Origin of the sequence: uncultured Aliivibrio sp., assembly GCF_946479765.1 — a bacterium.
Taxonomy (GTDB): Bacteria; Pseudomonadota; Gammaproteobacteria; order Enterobacterales; family Vibrionaceae; genus Aliivibrio.
The window spans coordinates 1-18,828 of record NZ_CAMLHO010000022.1 but is presented as its reverse complement, the minus strand read 5'-3'; the positions used below and the strand labels follow the sequence as shown (position 1 = coordinate 18,828).

The following is an 18,828-nucleotide window of genomic DNA, read 5'->3' as shown; positions in this document are numbered from 1 at the left end:
GCTATTTATATTTGTACATATTTTATAAATTTCCAGCTGGTGTATTTAGTTTGGCAGCAGGCTTATACATTCAACATGCTTGAAATGTAACCAATATAAAAAAGTGAAGGTTCACTCGAAAATATTGTTTTTACATATTGTGTAATCGGGTAAAGTTATTTTTCGAGTGAAATTAATGTTTTTTTAGGTGAAGGGAGCGATTAATCAACGAATTATCGGTTATTTTGTTGGATAAATATTGGTTTTTATATTGTAAGGTGTATCTAAAGTGTTACTAACGGTGTTGAATTCTAGTCTTTGTTAGTTTTCTATATATTGGAATACGGTTATAGGCTAATAACTGGTCATTTATGCTGTAAAATGTGATGTTTTTAAAAATTATCAGGTGTTTTGTGACAAAAATGTGGCAAAATGCTTCGAGGGTTGCTAATGTCCCACACAATTATTCGAAGGATTTATTTTTTTTAAGGCGCCTTTAACGTTTTTTAGATCATAAATGATTGGCAAGTCGTTCTGCCCGAAGAGTGTCATGGATGCAAAATAGAATGTATTGGAGTTAATGCATGTATAAAAATAAAATTACACAAGCAATCTTGCTTGGTGGCCTGTCACTAACACTAGCTGGCTGTGGAGATAAACCTGCAGAGCAACCAGTTAAAGAAACTAAACCTGCTGAAAAACCAATGTCGACAGAAGTGGTTTACGCTGATGTTCAAGAATTGACGCGCGGCAATGGTACTGAAGTTGCTACTCTTGATCCTCACAAATCTCAAGGTGTTCCTGAATCTCATGTAATTCGTGATCTACTAGAAGGCCTTGTAAACCAAGATGCTGATGGTAATACGATTCCAGGTGTGGCGGAAAGCTGGGAAACTGCAGACAACAAAAAATTTGTTTTCCATTTACGTGAAGACGCTAAATGGTCAAATGGTGATCCTGTAACAGCAGATGATTTTGTATACAGCTTCCAACGTGCTGTTGATCCTGCTACTGCATCACCATATTCTTGGTATATGGAATATACTAAGATGGTAAATGCAAAAGACATCATCTCTGGTAAAAAAGACAAGAGTGAGCTAGGTGTTAAAGCGGTTGACGCACACACTTTAGAAATTCAACTTGATACAGCAGTACCATACTTTGTAATGATGATGGGTCACACAACTGTGAAACCTGTGCATCAAGCAACAGTTGAAAAATTCGGCGACAAGTGGACTAAGCCAGGTAACTTTGTTGGTAATGGTGCATTTGTTGTAAATAGCTGGGTTGTAAATGAGCGTTTAGAGCTGCTTCGTAACGAACAGTATTGGGATAATCAAGAGACGAAACTTGATAAAGTAACGTATCTACCAATTGAAAATCCAGTAGCAGAGATGAACCGTTTCCTTTCTGGTGAAATCAGCTTTACATCAACATTGCCTACTGAGCATTTCAAGCGTCTACAGAAAGAGCACCCAGAGTCTGTTTCTGTTGAAGGTAGCTTGTGTACTTATTACTACTCATTCAATACTCAAAAGAAACCATTTGATGATGTTCGAGTACGTAAAGCAATCTCTTACGCAATCGATCGTGATATTGTATCTGGCGCAATCCTAGGTCAAGGCCAAAAACCGGCTTACTTCCTAACGCCTGAAATCACAGCGGGCTTTAACCCTGAGCTACCAGCTTACGGTAAGATGACTCAAGATGAGCGTAATGCAGAAGCTAAACGTCTATTAACTGAAGCGGGTTTTGGCCCTGAAAATCCACTTAAGTTTACTCTTCTATACAATACCTCTGAAAACCATAAAAAAATTGCGGTTGCAGCAGGTTCTATGTGGAAGAAAACACTTGGTTTAGAAGTTTCTCTTGAAAACCAAGAGTGGAAAACGTACCTAGATTCAAAAGACCAAGGTGAGTTTGAAGTTGCTCGCGCTGGTTGGTGTGGCGACTATAATGAAGCATCTTCTTTCTTAACATTAATGGTTAGTAAGAACACAACAGGTGGTAAGCACTACCTAAGCGCTGAGTATGATGCACTTATCGACAAAGCACTAAAATCAACATCTGAAGAAGAGCGTACCGCTATCTATCTACAAGCTGAGCAGCTTTTAGCGAAAGATATGCCAATTGCGCCTATCTATCAGTATGTTCGTTCACGTCTACTATCTCCACAAGTAGGTGGCTTCCCCGCTGAAAATGCGGAAGAAAAAATCTACTCGAAAGACCTATACATCAAAGCTAAGTAATCATTAGCAAATAAAACTATAAAAAAAGCCACTGCACGCAGGATAGCGTGTAGTGGTTAGATCCATCTTTATTTTATTTTTTGTCACAGACTGGAAGAGTGAATTATGTTTCAATTCATTATCAAACGGATACTTGAAGCGATTCCAACTATGTTGGTATTGATCACCATCTCTTTTTTCTTAATGAGATTTGCACCTGGTAACCCATTTTCTACTGAACGCCCACTTCCACCAGAAGTAATGGCGAACATCAATGCAAAATACGGTTTAGATAAACCAGTATTTGAGCAATACACCACTTACCTTGGCAATATTCTTCAAGGTGATTTTGGTCCATCATTTAAATATCAAGATTACACCGTTAACGAACTTGTTGAAGCGGCACTGCCTGTTTCTGCAAAAGTAGGTTTCTTTGCCTTTATTTTTACGGTTGTGCTTGGGGTTTCGATTGGTACGTTAGCCGCCTTGAGGCAAAACACCTGGCTCGACTACAGTATTATGTCTACCGCCATGGTTGGGGTGGTAATGCCTTCCTTTGTATTAGCCCCGGCACTGATTTACTTATTCTCAATTGAACTTGGTTGGTTCCCAGCGGGTGGCTGGCATGATGGTTCATTCAAATACATGTTCTTACCAATTATGGGGATGTCATTCTTATATGTTGCCACTTTTGCACGTATTACCCGTGGTAGCATGATTGAAACACTCAACAGTAACTTCATCCGTACTGCTCGTGCAAAAGGATTAAGTTATCACTACATCGTACTAAAACATGCGTTAAAGCCAGCAATGCTACCTGTTGTATCTTATATGGGACCTGCGTTCGTAGGCATTATCACCGGTTCTGTTGTTATCGAAACCATTTTTGGTTTACCAGGTATTGGTAAGTTATTCGTAAACGCCGCTTTTAACCGTGATTATTCGTTAGTAATGGGGGTCACCATTTTAATTGGTTTCCTATTTATCTTATTCAACGCAATTGTTGATGTATTACTAGCTCTTATCGACCCGAAAATTCGTTATTAATAGGGAATGGACGCATGTTAACTAAAAAAGAAAATTTAGAAGCGATCGAAAATTTCTCAGAAAATCTTGAGATTGAAGGTCGTAGTTTATGGCAGGATGCTCGTCTACGTTTTATGCGAAATAAAGCAGCAATGATCAGCCTTTGTGTTCTAACGGTAATGACATTAGCAGTAATATTTTTACCAATGTTTAGCCAGTATGCTTATGACGACACGGATTGGTATGCATTGCATGAAGCCCCAAGTGCTGCTCACCTTTTTGGTACCGATAGCTTAGGTCGTGACTTATTTGTTCGTACCTTAGTTGGTGGTCGAATCTCATTGATGGTAGGTATTCTAGGCGCGTTAGTTGCGGTGATTATCGGTACCCTTTACGGCGCGACCTCTGGATTTATTGGCGGTAAAGTCGACCGAATAATGATGCGTTTTATTGAGATCCTTTATGCAGTTCCATTTATGTTTCTAGTCATTGTACTGGTAACGTTCTTTGGTCGTAATATTGTTCTTATCTTTGTTGCTATTGGTGCGATTGCTTGGCTAGATATGGCTCGTATTGTACGTGGTCAAACGCTTAGTTTGCGTAGTAAAGAATTTATCGAAGCAGCCCACGTTTGTGGTGTGAGCAAGTGGGGTATCATCACTCGCCATATCGTTCCAAACGTATTAGGTATTGTTGCTGTTTACTCAACACTACTTATCCCAAGCATGATCTTAACGGAATCTTTCCTATCTTTCCTAGGTCTTGGTGTTCAAGAGCCAATGACGAGCTGGGGTGCTTTGCTTCAAGAAGGCGCTCAAACAATGGAAGTGGCGATTTGGCAGTTAACTTTCCCAGCTTTATTTATGGTTGTTACTTTATTCTGCTTTAACTATGTAGGTGATGGTTTACGTGATGCGCTGGATCCAAAAGACAGATAACCCTCTGTATGGACAGTTAGTTATTAAACAAATTTGAGTAGGAAAGAATTATGAGTTTATTAGATGTAAAAGATCTGCGTGTAGAGTTTACAACTCAAGATGGCAACGTAACCGCAGTAAATGACTTAAACTTCTCACTACAACAAGGTGAAACATTGGGTATCGTAGGTGAATCAGGTTCTGGTAAATCGCAGACTGTATTTGCATTAATGGGCCTTTTGGCTAAAAACGGTATCATTACTGGTAGTGCAAAATTTGAAGGTAAAGAAATTCTTAACCTTCCTGAAAAAGAGTTAAACAGCATTCGTGCTGAGCAAATGGCGATGATTTTCCAAGATCCAATGACGTCACTTAATCCATATATGAAAGTTAGTCATCAGCTAATGGAAGTATTAATGCTTCATAAAGGTATGGGTAAAGCAGAAGCGTTTGAAGAATCAGTTCGCATGCTAGAAGCGGTTAAGATCCCAGAAGCTCGTAAGCGTATTACTATGTACCCACATGAGTTTTCAGGTGGTATGCGTCAACGTGTAATGATTGCGATGGCATTATTATGTCGTCCTAAGCTACTTATTGCGGATGAACCAACAACAGCACTAGATGTAACAATCCAAGCACAAATCATGCAGCTATTGAATGAACTAAAAAGTGAATTTAATACCGCGATAATTATGATTACCCATGATTTGGGTGTGGTTGCAGGCTCGTGTGATAAAGTATTGGTGATGTACGCAGGTCGTACAATGGAATATGGTTCAGTGAATGAAATTTTCTATGAACCAAGCCACCCATACGCAGAAGGTCTGTTAAAAGCTATTCCTCGTTTAGATCAAGAAGGTGAGATTTTACCAACTATCCCTGGTAATCCACCAAACTTACTTCGTTTACCTACAGGTTGCCCTTATCAAGAGCGTTGCCATCGTGTAATGGACCGTTGTAAGCAAGAAGCTCCGATCCTGCAACCATTTGCAGACGGTCGTTTACGTGCTTGTTTTTCTGATCAGGAGACGTGGTAATGTCAGCAGATAAAAAATTAATACTAGATATAAAGAACTTAAAAGTTCACTTTAGCATTCCATCAAAGTCAATATGGCCTTGGGCGAAACCTGCAAATTTGAAAGCCGTAGACGGTGTTAACGTTCGTTTATATGAAGGCGAAACACTGGGTGTGGTAGGTGAATCTGGCTGTGGTAAATCAACATTTGCTCGTGCCATTATTGGTTTGGTAGAAGCAACTGAAGGTGAAGTGGTTTGGCTAGGGCAAGATCTTACTAAGCTAGAAGATGAGCCTCTACGTCAGAAACGCAAAGAGATCCAGATGATCTTTCAGGATCCGCTAGCATCTCTTAACCCACGTATGACGGTTGGCGATATCATTGCTGAGCCATTGCAAACCTTCTACTCGAAGTTAACGAAAGAAGAAGTGAAAGATAGAGTAAAAGAGATGATGGCTAAGGTAGGTTTATTGCCTAATGTAATTAACCGTTATCCTCATGAGTTTTCTGGTGGGCAGTGTCAGCGTATCGGTATTGCTCGAGCGCTTATCTTAAAACCAAAGATGATCATTTGTGATGAACCAGTATCAGCTCTTGATGTATCGATCCAAGCACAAGTAGTAAACCTACTAAAAGAACTGCAAAAAGAGCTTGGTCTAAGCTTAGTATTTATTGCTCACGATTTATCAGTAGTAAAACACATCTCTGATCGTGTATTAGTGATGTATTTAGGTAATGAAGTTGAGCTAGGTGAATCAGATGCGTTGTTTAATGATCCTAAACACCCATACACTAAAGCGTTAATGTCAGCGGTTCCAATTCCAGATCCTAAGCTTGAAAGAGCAAAAGTGATTGATATGCTAGAAGGTGATTTACCTTCGCCAATTAATCCACCTTCGGGTTGTGTATTCCGTACGCGTTGCCCTCAAGCAACAGAGGCATGTGCGCAAACAAAACCAGAACTAAAAGGAACAGATGTACATGCTGTTTCTTGTTTAGCAGTAACTGATATCTAGATATAATAATACGGTAACAAGAATGTCTCCGTATTATTAATTAGATACATATTCAGCCCGTGACAGGCTTAAGCGCGATAGATATTTGTATCGCGCTTTTTTTATTCTTCATCTTCGTCTGATTCTACGAACCAGTAACCTGTGTTGACAAATTGCAGCAGGTTAGCCACTGAGTGCGGATCTTGCAGTAAGTTCTCAATATCAAGTAGTGTAAATTCTGATGATTCACATAAAGCAATCACATCCTCTTTTACTGTTAGTGGGAACACATAGCTCTCACCATCAATATAAAGTGTCATGTTGTCTTCACATGCATCTTCTTCATGATAGAAAGCACGAACACCGGCCACTTTAATCAGAGCTTGACCTGATTGTAGATAAGCCAATAACTCTTCTGTTGTCCATTTTTCAGTATCAGGCAAAATGTTCAAGTGATGGCGAGAGTTACTTAAATACTTTCCCATAAATTGCTTAAGGCTCTGTTCATCCGACAACGCATTTAGCATCATGGCTTTTAAATCTTCAAAACTTTGTGTGGTGATCTCTTTACCATGTGTTTGCGCTTTAAGATCTGGATTATGATAATGCACATCATTTTTTTCATTTTCAATAATGAAATCCGCAAAATTACTCACTAGCTCTTGTTCTTTTGGAGAGCGGAAGCCGGCAGAGTAACTCATTGATGGCTCTAGTGCGTAGCCATCGTGTGGAAAGCCTGGTGGAATATAAAGAATATCACCCGGTTCTAAAATTTGATCGATGATTGGATCAAAACCTGTAATTTGCTTTAATGCACTATGACGATGTTCTTCTTCGTATTCACCGATATCACCAACACGCCAATGACGCTTACCTTGACCTTGCATGATGAACACATCGTATTGGTCAATGTGTGGGCCAACGCCGCCACCAGGTACAGAGTAGCTGATCATGATGTCATCAAATAACCAGTTTGGTATTTGTTTAAATGGCTTGAATAGCTCAGCGGCACCTTCGTGCCAATGGTTCGCTGCCTGAACAATAATTGACCAATTGGTTTCGCCAAGTGTATCAAAAAGCTCTTCGGTTAATGGACCGTGTTCTGCTTTCCATTCGTGATTTAAGTTAGAAACAAAGCGAGAATCAACGTCATTTTCTAGTGTTAAGCCTGCTAACTCTTCAGGAGTGACAGGATCTTGGAAGTTTTTAAAACCACCTTTAATAATAACTGGTTTTTTCTGCCAATATTCAGCAAGGAATTCTTTTAATGAAAAGCTTAATTGATACATGATTATTTCCAATAAAAATGCCCGATAGTCGGGCATTTAGAATAAGTTTAAGGTGAAAAGAGATCTTAGAATTTTACGTTATTGTGGTATTGACTCAAGATATCTACCATTTTTTCCATGGTTTCTTTAGAAGGAGGGTTTACTCCATCAAGAGGGTATTCAAGCCCCATAGCTTCCCACTTATGCGCACCTAATTGGTGGTAAGGAAGTAATTCAATTTTTTCAATGTTATCCATATCTTTAATGAATTCACCAAGCAGATGTGCTGATTCTTCATCGTCAGTATAGCCTGGAACAATAACGTAACGGATCCACGTTTTTTGGCCGATTTTATGTAAGTAACGAGCAAAATCTAGGACTCGTGCGTTCGATACGCCAATAAATTCTTTATGAATGTCATCTTTCATTTGCTTAAGGTCAAGCATAACAAGATCAGAAGCAGCAAGAACTTCATCGATAACATCAGTATGTTTACGAATATAGCCATTAGTGTCTAAGCACGTGTGCATACCTTCAGCTTGAGCAGCTTGAAAGAAATCACGTACGAATTCAGGTTGAAGCATAGCCTCGCCACCAGAACAGGTAATGCCTCCACCTGACGCCTTCATAAAATGACGGTAGCTTTTGGCCTCTTCAATTAACTCTGTTACAGAGACTTCTTTGCCTTCATGGGTATCCCAAGTATCGCGGTTATGACAATACATACAACGCATTAAGCAGCCTTGTAGAAATATGATAAAGCGAATACCTGGACCATCAACGGTACCACAAGATTCAAAAGAGTGAATACGACCTACAGACATGACGACATTTCTCCGAACTATAATTATCCTGCCATTTTATTATACTTTGGTGTAATTAAGTAGGGAAAAGCAGAGAGAAATTAGGGGATTTAAGAGGAAAATAGAAATAAAAAAGCCCCACCAAAATGGCAGGGCTCAATGCTACTTAATTAACGCTGAAATTATAGAGTTTCAGTGAAAGTACGCGCGATTACGTCTTTTTGTTGTTCAGTAGTTAGAGAGTTAAAACGCACAGCATAACCCGATACACGGATAGTTAGTTGTGGGTAGTTCTCTGGGTGCTTAACTGCGTCTTCTAGAGTTTCACGGTTAAGAACGTTTACGTTAAGGTGTTGACCACCCTCTACGTTAGCTTCGTGGTGGAAGTAACCATCCATTAGGCCAGCAAGGTTAGAACGACGGTTGTCATCGTCTTTACCTAGTGCGTTAGGAACGATAGAGAATGTGTAAGATATACCATCTTGTGCATCAGCAAACGGTAGTTTACCTACTGATGTTAGTGATGCTACAGCACCTTTCTCATCACGGCCGTGCATCGGGTTAGCACCAGGAGCAAAAGGAGCACCTGCTTGACGACCATCTGGTGTGTTACCAGTTTTCTTACCGTATACAACGTTAGATGTAATAGTAAGGATAGATTGAGTAGGGATAGCATTACGGTACATAGTAAGCTTACGGATTTTACCCATGAACGTAGAAACTAGTTCACATGCGATATCATCAACGCGAGCGTCGTTGTTACCAAATTTAGGGTAATCACCTTCGATATCGAAATCGATAGCGATGCCGTTTTCGTCACGAATTGGTTTAACTGTAGCGTATTTGATTGCAGATAGTGAATCGGCTGCAACAGATAGACCAGCAATACCACACGCCATTGTACGACGAACGTCACGGTCATGAAGAGCCATTAGAGACGCTTCGTAGCTGTATTTGTCGTGCATGTAGTGGATAGAGTTCAATGCTGTAACGTATTGAGTTGCTAACCAATCCATGAAGTGATCTAGACGATCCATTACTTTAGCGTAATCAAGAACTTCATCAGTCATTGGCGCTTCTTTAGGGCCAATTTGGATTTTCAACTTCTCATCAACGCCGCCGTTGATAGAGTAAAGCATTGTTTTCGCAAGGTTAGCACGAGCACCGAAGAACTGCATTTGCTTACCAACGATCATTGGAGATACACAACAAGCGATTGCGTAATCATCAGAACCTAGGTCAGGACGCATTAGGTCATCATTTTCGTACTGGATAGAAGACGTATCGATAGATACCTTCGCACAGAAACGTTTGAAGCCTACAGGCAGTTGCTCAGACCAAAGAACAGTAATGTTTGGCTCTGGAGAAGGACCCATAGTGTAAAGGCTGTTTAGGAAACGGAAGTTAGTACGTGTAACTAGTGTACGACCGTCAATACCCATACCACCCATAGATTCTGTAGCCCAGATTGGGTCACCAGAGAACAATTCATCGTATTCAGGAGTACGTAGGAAACGAACCATACGTAGCTTCATTACGAAGTGATCGATCATTTCTTGAGCTAGTTCTTCAGTTAGAAGACCAGCTTCAATATCACGTTGGATGTAGATGTCTAGGAAAGTCGAAGTACGACCTAGAGACATTGCAGCACCGTTTTGAGATTTAACAGCAGCTAGGTAACCGAAGTAAGTCCACTGAATTGCTTCTTGAGCAGTTGTAGCAGGACCTGAGATATCACAGCCGTATTTAGCTGCCATAACTTTGATCTGACCTAGAGCGCGGTGTTGTTCAGCAATTTCTTCACGAAGTTGCATTGTTGCTGTTAGGTCTTCGCCTTTTTCAAAACGTTCTTGTAAAGAAGCGAATTGAGCCAGTTTATCTGTGATAAGGAAATCAATACCGTAAAGTGCAACACGACGGTAATCACCAATGATACGACCACGGCCGTAAGCATCAGGAAGACCTGTAAGAACACCTGATTTACGACAGTTTAGAATGTCTTTAGTGTAGATATCGAAAACACCAGCATTGTGTGTTTTACGGTATTCAGAGTAGATTTTTGAAACCATAGGATCAAGTTCACGATCGTATGCTTTACAAGAACCTTCAACCATGCGTACACCACCATTAGGGATGATTGCACGTTTTAGAGGAGCATCAGTTTGAAGACCAACGATTGTTTCTAGGTCTTTGTTGATGTAGCCCGCATCGTGAGATGTGATGGTAGAGATAAGAGAAGTATCAAAATCAACAGGTGCATGAGTTGCGTTTTCCTGTTTGATGCCTTCCATTACTTTAGCCCAAAGCTTGTTAGTTGCTTCAGTACCTTCAGAAACTAGGAATTCTTCGTCACCTTCATAAGGTGTATAGTTCTTTTGGATGAAATCGCGAACGTTAACTTCATTTTGCCACTCACCGTCTGCAAAACCTGTCCAAGCTTTAGCAAATTGCTCTGCCATGATATACCTACCTTTCTTAGTAGAAAAAATACGTACTATTTAAGTGGTGTTATGAATAGACCACAACCCGTATGGGCAAATAGTACACTCTATACTTAATTACAATATGAATGGTTACAGAAACTAGTCTATAAGCATTCATATTGCGACTAATTATTCTATTTCTCAAGCATAGTTTAAACTTTTTTTGCAAACCTTAAACTAAATCAATAAATATTCAACTTTTTTAATAAACTTGGGGTAGCTGTTGACGCTACCCCAGAAGTATTATAGTAACGCTTGCTTATTAAAGTAAAGCAGGGATGCCGTATTGACCTTCAAACATACCTACAGCCAGCATAGCGATGAAACAAATAATCAAAACACCTGCTGGAATGATAATACGGTCAACAAAAGAAAGTGTCTTAGGACGATCTTTATTACCGATTAATCCGTTATTATCCAATAACATAGCTAAAGCCCATGCAAGAACAGGGTTCGTTACGGCAGCAGCAAAGATACAAATACCCGCAGATTGAGAATCTTTAGTATCTTTGATCATTTGAACGCCAGCTTCAAGTAGAGGTAAGAATACACCAACTAATAAAGCAATGCGCATTACTGGTGGCCATACAGCCACATCCATAGGGAAACCTAAGATTGCAATAATGATACATAAAGAACCTAGTAAAATAGCGCCAGCCGGGATAGGACGTTTTGCTATCGCAGCAGGGATCATGTAGGTACCCCAAGAAGAGGTAATGTTACCACCACCAATCGCAGTACCAACCATTTGGCGAATTGAACACATGGTCATTGTATCATCTACGTCCATCAATACTTTTTCAGTACGACGTGGGTAGTTTAATTCTTGGAATATACGGTGACCTAAGAAATCAGGTGACCACATTGCTACAGCAAGAATAGCAAATGGTAGCGAAGCAATAAAGTGTTGAAGGTTTGGTAAACCAAGCATCCAACCTTCAGTGGTAGAGCCCCACCAGTAAACAGGGTTTAAATTAGGCAAGCCCATTTCTGTTTCAAAAACCAGATCAAATCCAGTTCCAAACATAAGAGCAATGATTAAGCCAGTAAACGCACAAGCAGGAATAGCTAACCAACGCTTATTAATACGAGCCAATAACGCATATAAAACAATGTTAGCGGCTAAAACAACTAAACCGACATAGCCTAAACTGCCTTTTGCAACGTCTGCTGATTCAAGGCCTGTTGCCCAAGATTGGATTTCACCAATTTGGCTCATCGCACCGGTAAAGCCTAAGAAAACAAGTAAACCACCAGCAACACCTTCACTGGTTAAATTCACTAATTTAGAGCCACCTTTGAAGTAACTGAGTAAGAGACCAAAGACACCCAAAAGAAGAGCAAGAGCAAGAGGGTGGGCACCGGCAAGAGCGATCGTACCGATTAGGGGTATCATTGGGCCGTGGTTACCTGCAAGGTTAGCTCTAGGGTTAATAAAACCAGATGCAAGGATACAAAATAGTAATGCAGGGATAAGCATTTCAACACGAGCAACTTCAATGGCAAATTCTTTGCCTAAGTTCACGTGATCCCATGCTTGAGTTAGGCCATCAGCCCAAGACATCATTACCGCAGAATACATTGCGATAATACCAATTGTGCCGGCTAAAGCAGGAACAAGATCTTCAAATTCAAAACGGAAATCACGGCCTGGTAAATTTAGGCGAAAACGACGTGGTTTCATGATTTGAAGTTCGTGATCTAAATAATCTGAACGGTTGTTGAACTCAGAAGCTGGGCGATGTAACTCGCTGTAGCTTTTTTCGTTCTGGTCTTTGTCTATAGACATAGAATCCTCATAATAGAATTTTAAAGTAAAATTAACTGTCAATATCTTAGCTGATATTGATGGTGTTTCTTGTTATTTGAGCTGAGTGTAGCACATGAAAAAACATCTAATGATTGATCTTGATCATTTTATATTTGTATATGAAAGAAAACTACAAAATGAGAACGTTAATACTTTATGGTTATAATGTTAATTTAATCGTTATCGTTGGTATTAATTATGTTTTTCAGTAGCTTATGTTATTTTTTGTTAGTAATTAGCTCTTTGATTTCCTGGTCTTTTTTATTAAAAAATATGAACAAAAAATAAAGCCGCAGTAATTAGGTTACATGTATACAGGTTTTTACGTGTTGCACGGAAGGTTTATAATGTAATACGTAAAAACATGCCACAATCAGATGTAAGTCATTTGTTAATTTTTAAATTTGAATAGTTATTATAAAAAAGATAGATAAAGTGAATTTCAATCTATAAAAATTCGCATATTTAATCCCTTGAATGTAATTATATTAATACTGAGAGGTCGGTAGTTAACAAATTGTTGCTTGCGCTGTTTTTGAGTGTTAAATTCTACAAATAAACGAAAAATCAAAATAATTAGTGTGTATTTGAATTAGGAGTTATGGCGCATGAAGGATGCTGTCGCGCTAGAAGTAAAAGATTTACATAAGCACTTTGGACAAAATGAAGTGCTGAAAGGTATCTCTTTAGAAGCCAATAAAGGTGATGTAATTTCGATTATTGGATCATCTGGTTCAGGTAAGAGTACCTTCCTACGTTGTATCAATTTACTCGAAACGCCGACTCAAGGCGAAATTTGGGTGAACGGTGAGCTTATCGAAATGAAGAATAATCGTTTAGGTGAATCTGTTCCTATCAATGAAAAGCAAGTTCAGCGAATTCGCTCTCGTCTTGCGATGGTATTTCAAGGCTTTAATTTATGGTCTCATATGACGGTACTGCAAAATGTAATTGAAGCGCCTGTACATGTATTAGGAGTGCCAAAAACAGAAGCGATTGAAAAAGCAGAACAAATATTAAAGCAAGTTGGATTATACGAGCGTAGGGACTATTACCCTGGGCATTTATCTGGCGGTCAGCAGCAACGTGCTGCTATTGCACGTGCATTAGCTGTTGATCCTGAAGTTATGCTGTTTGATGAACCAACGTCAGCACTTGATCCAGAGTTAGTGGGTGAAGTTCTTGGTGTAATGCGAGATCTTGCCGAAGAAGGGCGTACTATGTTGGTGGTTACCCACGAAATGGCTTTCGCGCGCGATGTATCGAATCATGTGATGTTTTTACATCAAGGTTTAGTAGAAGAACAAGGTGATCCTGCAAAGCTTTTTACTAATCCAGAATCTGCACGACTACAACAGTTTATCTCATCTATTTATTAGAAGTAGAGGGATCTCTTAGTAATAAGTGAAACACAACAATATAGTATAAATATAAAAATCGTTAGTTACAGGAGCAAGGAAATGAAAAAGTGGTTACTAGCAGCAGTTGTTGCATCTACAGCCGTCACTGGCGCAGCTCAAGCAAAAGAATGGAAGCAAATACGATTTGGTATTGAAGGCGCTTATCCTCCTTTTAGTTGGACTGAACCTTCTGGTGAGCTAAAAGGCTTTGATGTTGATATTGCGAACGCACTGTGTAAAGAAATGGAAGCGCGTTGTAAGATCGTTGCTCAAGATTGGGATGGTATTATCCCATCACTATTGGCTCGTAAATACGATGCGATTATTGCAGCAATGTCGATTACTGAAGAGCGTAAAAAGAAAATTGATTTCACAGAAAAATACGCACTGATCCCGAATAAATTTGTTGCTAAAAAAGGCACAGATTTAGTCATGACAAAAGCAGGCCTTAAAGGCGTGACTGTTGGTGTTCAACGTGCAACTACGCACGATAAATACCTAACAGATAACTTTGGTAAAGGTGTTGATCTTAAACGTTACGGTTCATTTGATGAAGCATACCTAGATCTTAAAGCCGGTCGTATTGATACTGTTTTAGGTGATGCATCTGCATTAGAAGAAGGTCTTTTGAATAAACCTGGCGGTAAAGAGTATGAGTTTGTTGGGCCATCATTAACCGATCCAAAATGGTTTGGTGACGGTTTTGGTATTGCGACTCGTAAGCAAGATAAAGACTTAACTAAACAACTAAATGCAGCGATTCAATCACTGCGTGAAAAAGGCATTTATCAAGAAATTGCTGCTAAATACTTCAACTATGATGTTTATGGTGAGTAAGCGGTAGCAAGTATAAAAAGGGAAGAGGCATGTCTAGTGTCTCTTCCATTATTTCTAATAGTTATATCCACTCCAATAAATAGCGACTGATTTTTATTGGAGTAGGTATTAAAGCGAAAGCTTGGAAGTAGTATGTTAGATTTACAAGGATATGAATCCTCCATCTTAGACGGAGCGATAGTGACGCTACAAGTTGCATTATTGTCTCTTATTTTAGCTGTGTTTTTAGGTTTACTTGGCGCACTGGCTAAAATGGCGCCTTATCGTTGGGCGAGAGGAATAGCAACTATTTATACAACTGTTGTTCGTGGTATCCCCGATCTTGTGTTAATGATGTTGTTATTTTTTGGCGGTCAGATGCTGCTTAATAACGGATTGTACGCAACGAATGAATGGATTAATGAGTGGATGACTAATTCTAATCCAGATCATGAATGGTTTTCTTACCTTCCAGACTATATTGAAATTAGCCCGTTTATCGCAGGTGTTTTAACCATTGGGTTTATCTTTGGTGCTTACATGGCTGAAACTTTCCGTGGTGCAATCATGGCTGTTGATCGTGGTGAAATGGAAGCGGCAAAAGCGTATGGTATGAGTGGGCCAATGGCCTTCCGTCGTATTTTGTTTCCACAGATGATCAGACATGCACTCCCAGGATTTGGTAATAATTGGTTAGTTTTGCTTAAAACCACGGCTTTAGTGTCTATTATTGGTTTGGAAGATATGGTGCGAGTCAGCTCTATGGCTGCAGGGACAACCAAAATGCCATTTACTTTTTATATGACAGTTGCTTGTATTTTCTTATTATTTACTGCGGTTTCAACTGGTGCTTTAAAACTGGTTGAACGTAAATTCAGCATTCATATGAGGTAAGCATGGATTTTTCAATTATTATTGAGAGCCTACCGATTTATTTAGATGGGCTTTGGACAACAGTTTGGTTAGTTGCGTTATCTCTTGTTATTGGCCTGTGTATAGCCGTACCTTCTGCGATAGCAAGAAATAGCAATAATCCATTAATTTGGGTTCCTGCTTGGGCTTATATTTACTTCTTCCGTGGTACACCGTTATTGATCCAACTGTATCTTATTTATTACGGGATGGATCAATTTTATCCAGTGAAAGACACGGTATGGGAGCATGCTTCTTTTTGTGCTTTAGTTGCTTTTGCATTAAATACAGGCGCTTATACTTCTGAAATCGTTCGAGGCTCTATTAATGGCTTGCCACAAGGTGAAATTGAAGCCGCGAAAGCATATGGCATGAATCAATTTCAAACCTATAAGCGTATTATTTTGCCAAGTGCATTACGCAGGGCGTTACCCGCTTACAGTAATGAGGTGATCTTCATGTTACATGGTTCTGCGATAGCCGGCATTGTAACCTTAATGGATTTGACTGGCGCTGCACGATTAGTGAACTCACGTTACTACGCACCTTTTGAGTCATATATTGCCGCGGGTATGTTTTATATGTGTCTAACCTTTATCATTATTTTTGTATTTAAACAGTTAGAAACACGAATGCTTAGATTTATGAGGCCATTAAGTTAATTGTATTTTTAAGCTATAATAAAAAAGAGTACAGAACTGTGCTCTTTTTGTTTGGATGTAGTATAGCCAGATTATACTCTTTGAGGAGGTCGTTATGGGCTTATCATCTTTATTGGTAAGGCTAGTAAAATTCACACTGATTTGTGCATTATTTTTGAGTGTTTTTGATTTCATTGAATATGGTGAAATCCTTTGGCACCAACGCTGGTTATAGTAGTAGTGATAAGAAAAGAGCACTTTTTATGTGCTCTTTTTTGATTCTATAATCACAGATTAACATTACTGTTATACAGCGACATCTAAGTATAGATTTACACCTGTTAGCTCGCTGATCTCTTCTAAATAGTTTTTTAAATGAGGAGGAAAATCCAGTCCTTTTACAACGGTTAAGTTGCGCAGGAATGGGAAAAAGTTGATGTCATCCCAAGTGATCTTGTTGCCTTTTTCTGACGGTAAAGTAATGAAATCAACATCAACTAATAAAGGTCTTAGCGCAGCAATATACTCATCGCTTTGAGCAAGGGCCTCTTTAAAGCTCATCTCAATAAATGCTTCTTTTTTCTCTGTAAACCAAGTAACGGCTTCAGGTCGTTCAAATTCTGGTAAATCAAATTGAGTCCAACGAGGGAAGGTCAATTTATTAAATAAAGGGCGAGCACTAATTAACCATTCTGAAATATCATCAGCACAAGTACCTTGTTCAATGACAGGATAATGGTCATTTTTATCTAGATACTTGGCAATATCAAGACTTTCAGCCATGTAGCTGCCATCGTCTTTCTCTAGAATAGGTACCATATTTGCACCTACCATTGCGATCCGTGTATCGACATCATCATTTTGAAGATAAGTAAATTCAACAGGAAGGTTTTTTATTCCTGCGACCATTTTTGCTTTCATGCAAAACGGACAGTGATCAAAGATGAATAATTTCATTGCATTTCCTCAATAATACGAGCCTAAATAAAGGTCAGTGTTGACTTATTTTGGCTCGTAACAACAACGTAATAAAAAAGCTCTCCCTTAAATAAGGTGAGAGCTTAATATTATTTAAAGGTAGACCAAATCGGAGCGTGATCAGATGGCTTTTCAATACCGCGTAGTTCGTAATCAATGCCAGCTTCAGTACACTTAGCTGCGAGTGCTGGCGTTGCCATAACAACATCAATACGAAGGCCTCGATTATCAACAAAGCCTTTTGAGCGATAATCAAACCAAGAGAATTGATCGGTCACTTCTGGGTGAAGGTTACGGAAAGTATCTTCAAATCCCCAATTTTTTAAGGTTTGTAGCCATTCACGCTCTTCTGGTTGGAAAGAACATTTGCCTGTTCTTAACCAGCGTTTTGCGTTCGGCTCACCAATACCTATATCTGCATCAATAGGGCTGATATTAATGTCACCCATTATAATTAGTTCTTCATCGCTATTGTGGTGAGTGTTCAGGTGAGTCATTAAATCTTTATAGAATTGGCGTTTATAAGGGAATTTAGTTTCGTGCTTGATGCTATCGCCTTGTGGAAAATAGCCATTCATCACCGTGAACTTTGAGCCATCTTCACGTTGATGCGTTGTCATTATCATGCGCTTTTGGTGTTCTTCAGTATCGGTATCGAAACCATATTGAACAGAGATTGGTTCTTGCTTACATAGCATAGCAACACCGTAATGTGCCTTTTGGCCATGGAAGTAGACTTTATAGCCCATCACCTCAACGGCTTCGACAGGGAACATCTCGTTATGTACTTTGATTTCTTGCAGGCCAATCACATCAGGGTTGTGTTTATCAATGATTGCTTGCAGTTGATGAAGACGAGCACGAAGGCCATTTATATTAAAGCTGATTACTTTCATTGTGGTTAAAATCCTTGTTTTTATTTTGAATCCTAATCTAAGAAAGGATCTTTTTAATACAATGATATTACCATTAATTTAAGAGAAAGGTTAATTCATTAACTTCGCATTAGGCTGGCAAGTTTCACAGCGCCATGTGCATTTCTGTTGCCCAAATCCGGCTTTTATCCATGCCATGGTTACGCTGGTAGAAGGGTTACAAAACGCTTCTTTATTGCATAGGCTGCATGTTTTCCATTGTGAAGGCTGTTCTTGTTTTTTTTGTACTTCTGCAATGTGCATTTAACAATCTCTGAGTTTGAATAGTTATTTTAACTGTATATTTATACAGTTATTTTGGCAAGTGTTAACATTAAGAATAAGATATTTTTAATTTGTTAGCAGGCACAAAAAAAGCCAACTCATTACTGAATTGGCTTTTTGATCTCTGACGAGATAAATAATGGTGGAGGGGGACGGATTCGAACCATCGAAGCTTACGCGGCAGATTTACAGTCTGCTCCCTTTGGCCACTCGGGAACCCCTCCAACGGGGATTTTTATACTTAATCAACTCGTTTCCCAACAGAGCAATCAAGTTATCTTATCCGTTAATAACGAGTAAAAAAATAATGGTGGAGGGGGACGGATTCGAACCATCGAAGCTTACGCGGCAGATTTA

The 18,828-nt window shown here is 39.3% G+C and carries 16 protein-coding genes and 1 tRNA gene; 9 read left to right on the top strand and 8 right to left on the bottom strand.

The annotated features are described in order from the left end of the window. Window positions 1–563 precede the first annotated feature (563 nt). The 5 genes from Q1K78_RS09985 (at window position 564) to oppF (ending at window position 6,182) form a co-directional block, all read left to right on the top strand. Complete coding sequence (locus Q1K78_RS09985; protein ID WP_300177656.1) at window positions 564–2,228, top strand: ABC transporter substrate-binding protein; 1,665 nt, start codon at window positions 564–566, stop codon at window positions 2,226–2,228. A 105-nt stretch (window positions 2,229–2,333) separates the two neighbouring features. Beyond that, entirely contained in the window at window positions 2,334–3,254 is a 921-nt protein-coding gene (gene oppB, locus Q1K78_RS09980; protein ID WP_300177652.1) for an oligopeptide ABC transporter permease OppB, read from the top strand. Window positions 3,255–3,268: 14 nt separating this feature from the next. After that, window positions 3,269–4,171, top strand: a complete 903-nt coding sequence (oppC, locus tag Q1K78_RS09975) for an oligopeptide ABC transporter permease OppC (protein WP_300177649.1) — start codon at window positions 3,269–3,271, stop codon at window positions 4,169–4,171. A 50-nt stretch (window positions 4,172–4,221) separates the two neighbouring features. Beyond that, a complete protein-coding gene (locus Q1K78_RS09970; protein ID WP_300177646.1) occupies window positions 4,222–5,187 on the top strand; it encodes an ABC transporter ATP-binding protein in 966 nt (321 codons plus the stop codon). Beyond that, window positions 5,187–6,182 (top strand): murein tripeptide/oligopeptide ABC transporter ATP binding protein OppF, encoded by a 996-nt coding sequence (gene oppF / locus Q1K78_RS09965; RefSeq protein ID WP_300177643.1) that lies wholly within the window; start codon window positions 5,187–5,189, stop codon window positions 6,180–6,182. The genes Q1K78_RS09970 and oppF overlap by 1 nt, the downstream gene beginning before the upstream one ends. Window positions 6,183–6,283: 101 nt before the next feature. Here oppF and Q1K78_RS09960 read toward each other — a convergent pair whose 3' ends face one another. From Q1K78_RS09960 to Q1K78_RS09945, 4 genes are all read right to left on the bottom strand, one after another. Beyond that, entirely contained in the window at window positions 6,284–7,450 is a 1,167-nt protein-coding gene (locus tag Q1K78_RS09960; RefSeq protein ID WP_300177640.1) for a cupin domain-containing protein, read from the bottom strand. Window positions 7,451–7,515: 65 nt separating this feature from the next. Beyond that, on the bottom strand, window positions 7,516–8,253 hold the full coding sequence (gene pflA, locus Q1K78_RS09955) for a pyruvate formate lyase 1-activating protein (protein WP_300177637.1): 738 nt from the start codon (window positions 8,251–8,253) through the stop codon (window positions 7,516–7,518). Between the two features lie 161 nt (window positions 8,254–8,414). Next, window positions 8,415–10,691, bottom strand: a complete 2,277-nt coding sequence (gene pflB / locus Q1K78_RS09950) for a formate C-acetyltransferase (RefSeq protein WP_300177634.1) — start codon at window positions 10,689–10,691, stop codon at window positions 8,415–8,417. A gap of 286 nt (window positions 10,692–10,977) precedes the next feature. Beyond that, a complete protein-coding gene (locus Q1K78_RS09945; RefSeq protein WP_300177631.1) occupies window positions 10,978–12,504 on the bottom strand; it encodes a DUF3360 family protein in 1,527 nt (508 codons plus the stop codon). A gap of 629 nt (window positions 12,505–13,133) precedes the next feature. On the opposite strand from Q1K78_RS09945, the gene Q1K78_RS09940 reads away from it, so the two are divergent. The 4 genes from Q1K78_RS09940 to Q1K78_RS09925 all read left to right on the top strand — a co-directional run bounded on the left by Q1K78_RS09940 (window position 13,134) and on the right by Q1K78_RS09925 (window position 16,315). After that, a complete protein-coding gene (locus Q1K78_RS09940) occupies window positions 13,134–13,904 on the top strand; it encodes an ATP-binding cassette domain-containing protein (RefSeq protein ID WP_300177628.1) in 771 nt (256 codons plus the stop codon). An 81-nt stretch (window positions 13,905–13,985) separates the two neighbouring features. Beyond that, a complete protein-coding gene (locus tag Q1K78_RS09935) occupies window positions 13,986–14,762 on the top strand; it encodes an ABC transporter substrate-binding protein (protein ID WP_300177625.1) in 777 nt (258 codons plus the stop codon). A gap of 132 nt (window positions 14,763–14,894) precedes the next feature. Further along, on the top strand, window positions 14,895–15,635 hold the full coding sequence (locus Q1K78_RS09930; protein ID WP_300177622.1) for an ABC transporter permease: 741 nt from the start codon (window positions 14,895–14,897) through the stop codon (window positions 15,633–15,635). Window positions 15,636–15,637: 2 nt separating this feature from the next. Next, window positions 15,638–16,315 carry an ABC transporter permease gene (locus tag Q1K78_RS09925; RefSeq protein WP_300177619.1) on the top strand — a complete coding sequence of 226 codons (678 nt, stop codon included), beginning with the start codon at window positions 15,638–15,640 and terminating at the stop codon, window positions 16,313–16,315. Window positions 16,316–16,600: 285 nt separating this feature from the next. Here Q1K78_RS09925 and grxB read toward each other — a convergent pair whose 3' ends face one another. The 4 genes from grxB to Q1K78_RS09905 form a co-directional block, all read right to left on the bottom strand. Then, a complete protein-coding gene (grxB, locus tag Q1K78_RS09920) occupies window positions 16,601–17,251 on the bottom strand; it encodes a glutaredoxin 2 (protein ID WP_300177616.1) in 651 nt (216 codons plus the stop codon). A 110-nt stretch (window positions 17,252–17,361) separates the two neighbouring features. Continuing rightward, window positions 17,362–18,168 carry an exodeoxyribonuclease III gene (gene xthA / locus Q1K78_RS09915; protein WP_300177613.1) on the bottom strand — a complete coding sequence of 269 codons (807 nt, stop codon included), beginning with the start codon at window positions 18,166–18,168 and terminating at the stop codon, window positions 17,362–17,364. A 90-nt stretch (window positions 18,169–18,258) separates the two neighbouring features. Next, window positions 18,259–18,450, bottom strand: coding sequence for a hypothetical protein (locus Q1K78_RS09910; protein WP_300177610.1), 192 nt, complete (start codon window positions 18,448–18,450; stop codon window positions 18,259–18,261). Window positions 18,451–18,611: 161 nt separating this feature from the next. Beyond that, window positions 18,612–18,695 (bottom strand) — tRNA-Tyr (locus Q1K78_RS09905). Window positions 18,696–18,828: the final 133 nt, after the last annotated feature.

Coding starts and splice junctions, on each gene's coding strand:
- Q1K78_RS09940 (WP_300177628.1), top strand. CDS start 13,134: ATGAAGGATGCTGTCGCGCTAGAAGTAAAAGATTTACATAAGCACTTT.
- oppC (WP_300177649.1), top strand. CDS start 3,269: ATGTTAACTAAAAAAGAAAATTTAGAAGCGATCGAAAATTTCTCAGAA.
- oppB (WP_300177652.1), top strand. CDS start 2,334: ATGTTTCAATTCATTATCAAACGGATACTTGAAGCGATTCCAACTATG.
- Q1K78_RS09960 (WP_300177640.1), bottom strand. CDS start 7,450: ATGTATCAATTAAGCTTTTCATTAAAAGAATTCCTTGCTGAATATTGG.
- Q1K78_RS09935 (WP_300177625.1), top strand. CDS start 13,986: ATGAAAAAGTGGTTACTAGCAGCAGTTGTTGCATCTACAGCCGTCACT.
- grxB (WP_300177616.1), bottom strand. CDS start 17,251: ATGAAATTATTCATCTTTGATCACTGTCCGTTTTGCATGAAAGCAAAA.
- Q1K78_RS09970 (WP_300177646.1), top strand. CDS start 4,222: ATGAGTTTATTAGATGTAAAAGATCTGCGTGTAGAGTTTACAACTCAA.
- oppF (WP_300177643.1), top strand. CDS start 5,187: ATGTCAGCAGATAAAAAATTAATACTAGATATAAAGAACTTAAAAGTT.
- pflB (WP_300177634.1), bottom strand. CDS start 10,691: ATGGCAGAGCAATTTGCTAAAGCTTGGACAGGTTTTGCAGACGGTGAG.
- pflA (WP_300177637.1), bottom strand. CDS start 8,253: ATGTCTGTAGGTCGTATTCACTCTTTTGAATCTTGTGGTACCGTTGAT.
- Q1K78_RS09985 (WP_300177656.1), top strand. CDS start 564: ATGTATAAAAATAAAATTACACAAGCAATCTTGCTTGGTGGCCTGTCA.
- Q1K78_RS09945 (WP_300177631.1), bottom strand. CDS start 12,504: ATGTCTATAGACAAAGACCAGAACGAAAAAAGCTACAGCGAGTTACAT.
- Q1K78_RS09930 (WP_300177622.1), top strand. CDS start 14,895: ATGTTAGATTTACAAGGATATGAATCCTCCATCTTAGACGGAGCGATA.
- Q1K78_RS09925 (WP_300177619.1), top strand. CDS start 15,638: ATGGATTTTTCAATTATTATTGAGAGCCTACCGATTTATTTAGATGGG.
- xthA (WP_300177613.1), bottom strand. CDS start 18,168: ATGAAAGTAATCAGCTTTAATATAAATGGCCTTCGTGCTCGTCTTCAT.
- Q1K78_RS09910 (WP_300177610.1), bottom strand. CDS start 18,450: ATGCACATTGCAGAAGTACAAAAAAAACAAGAACAGCCTTCACAATGG.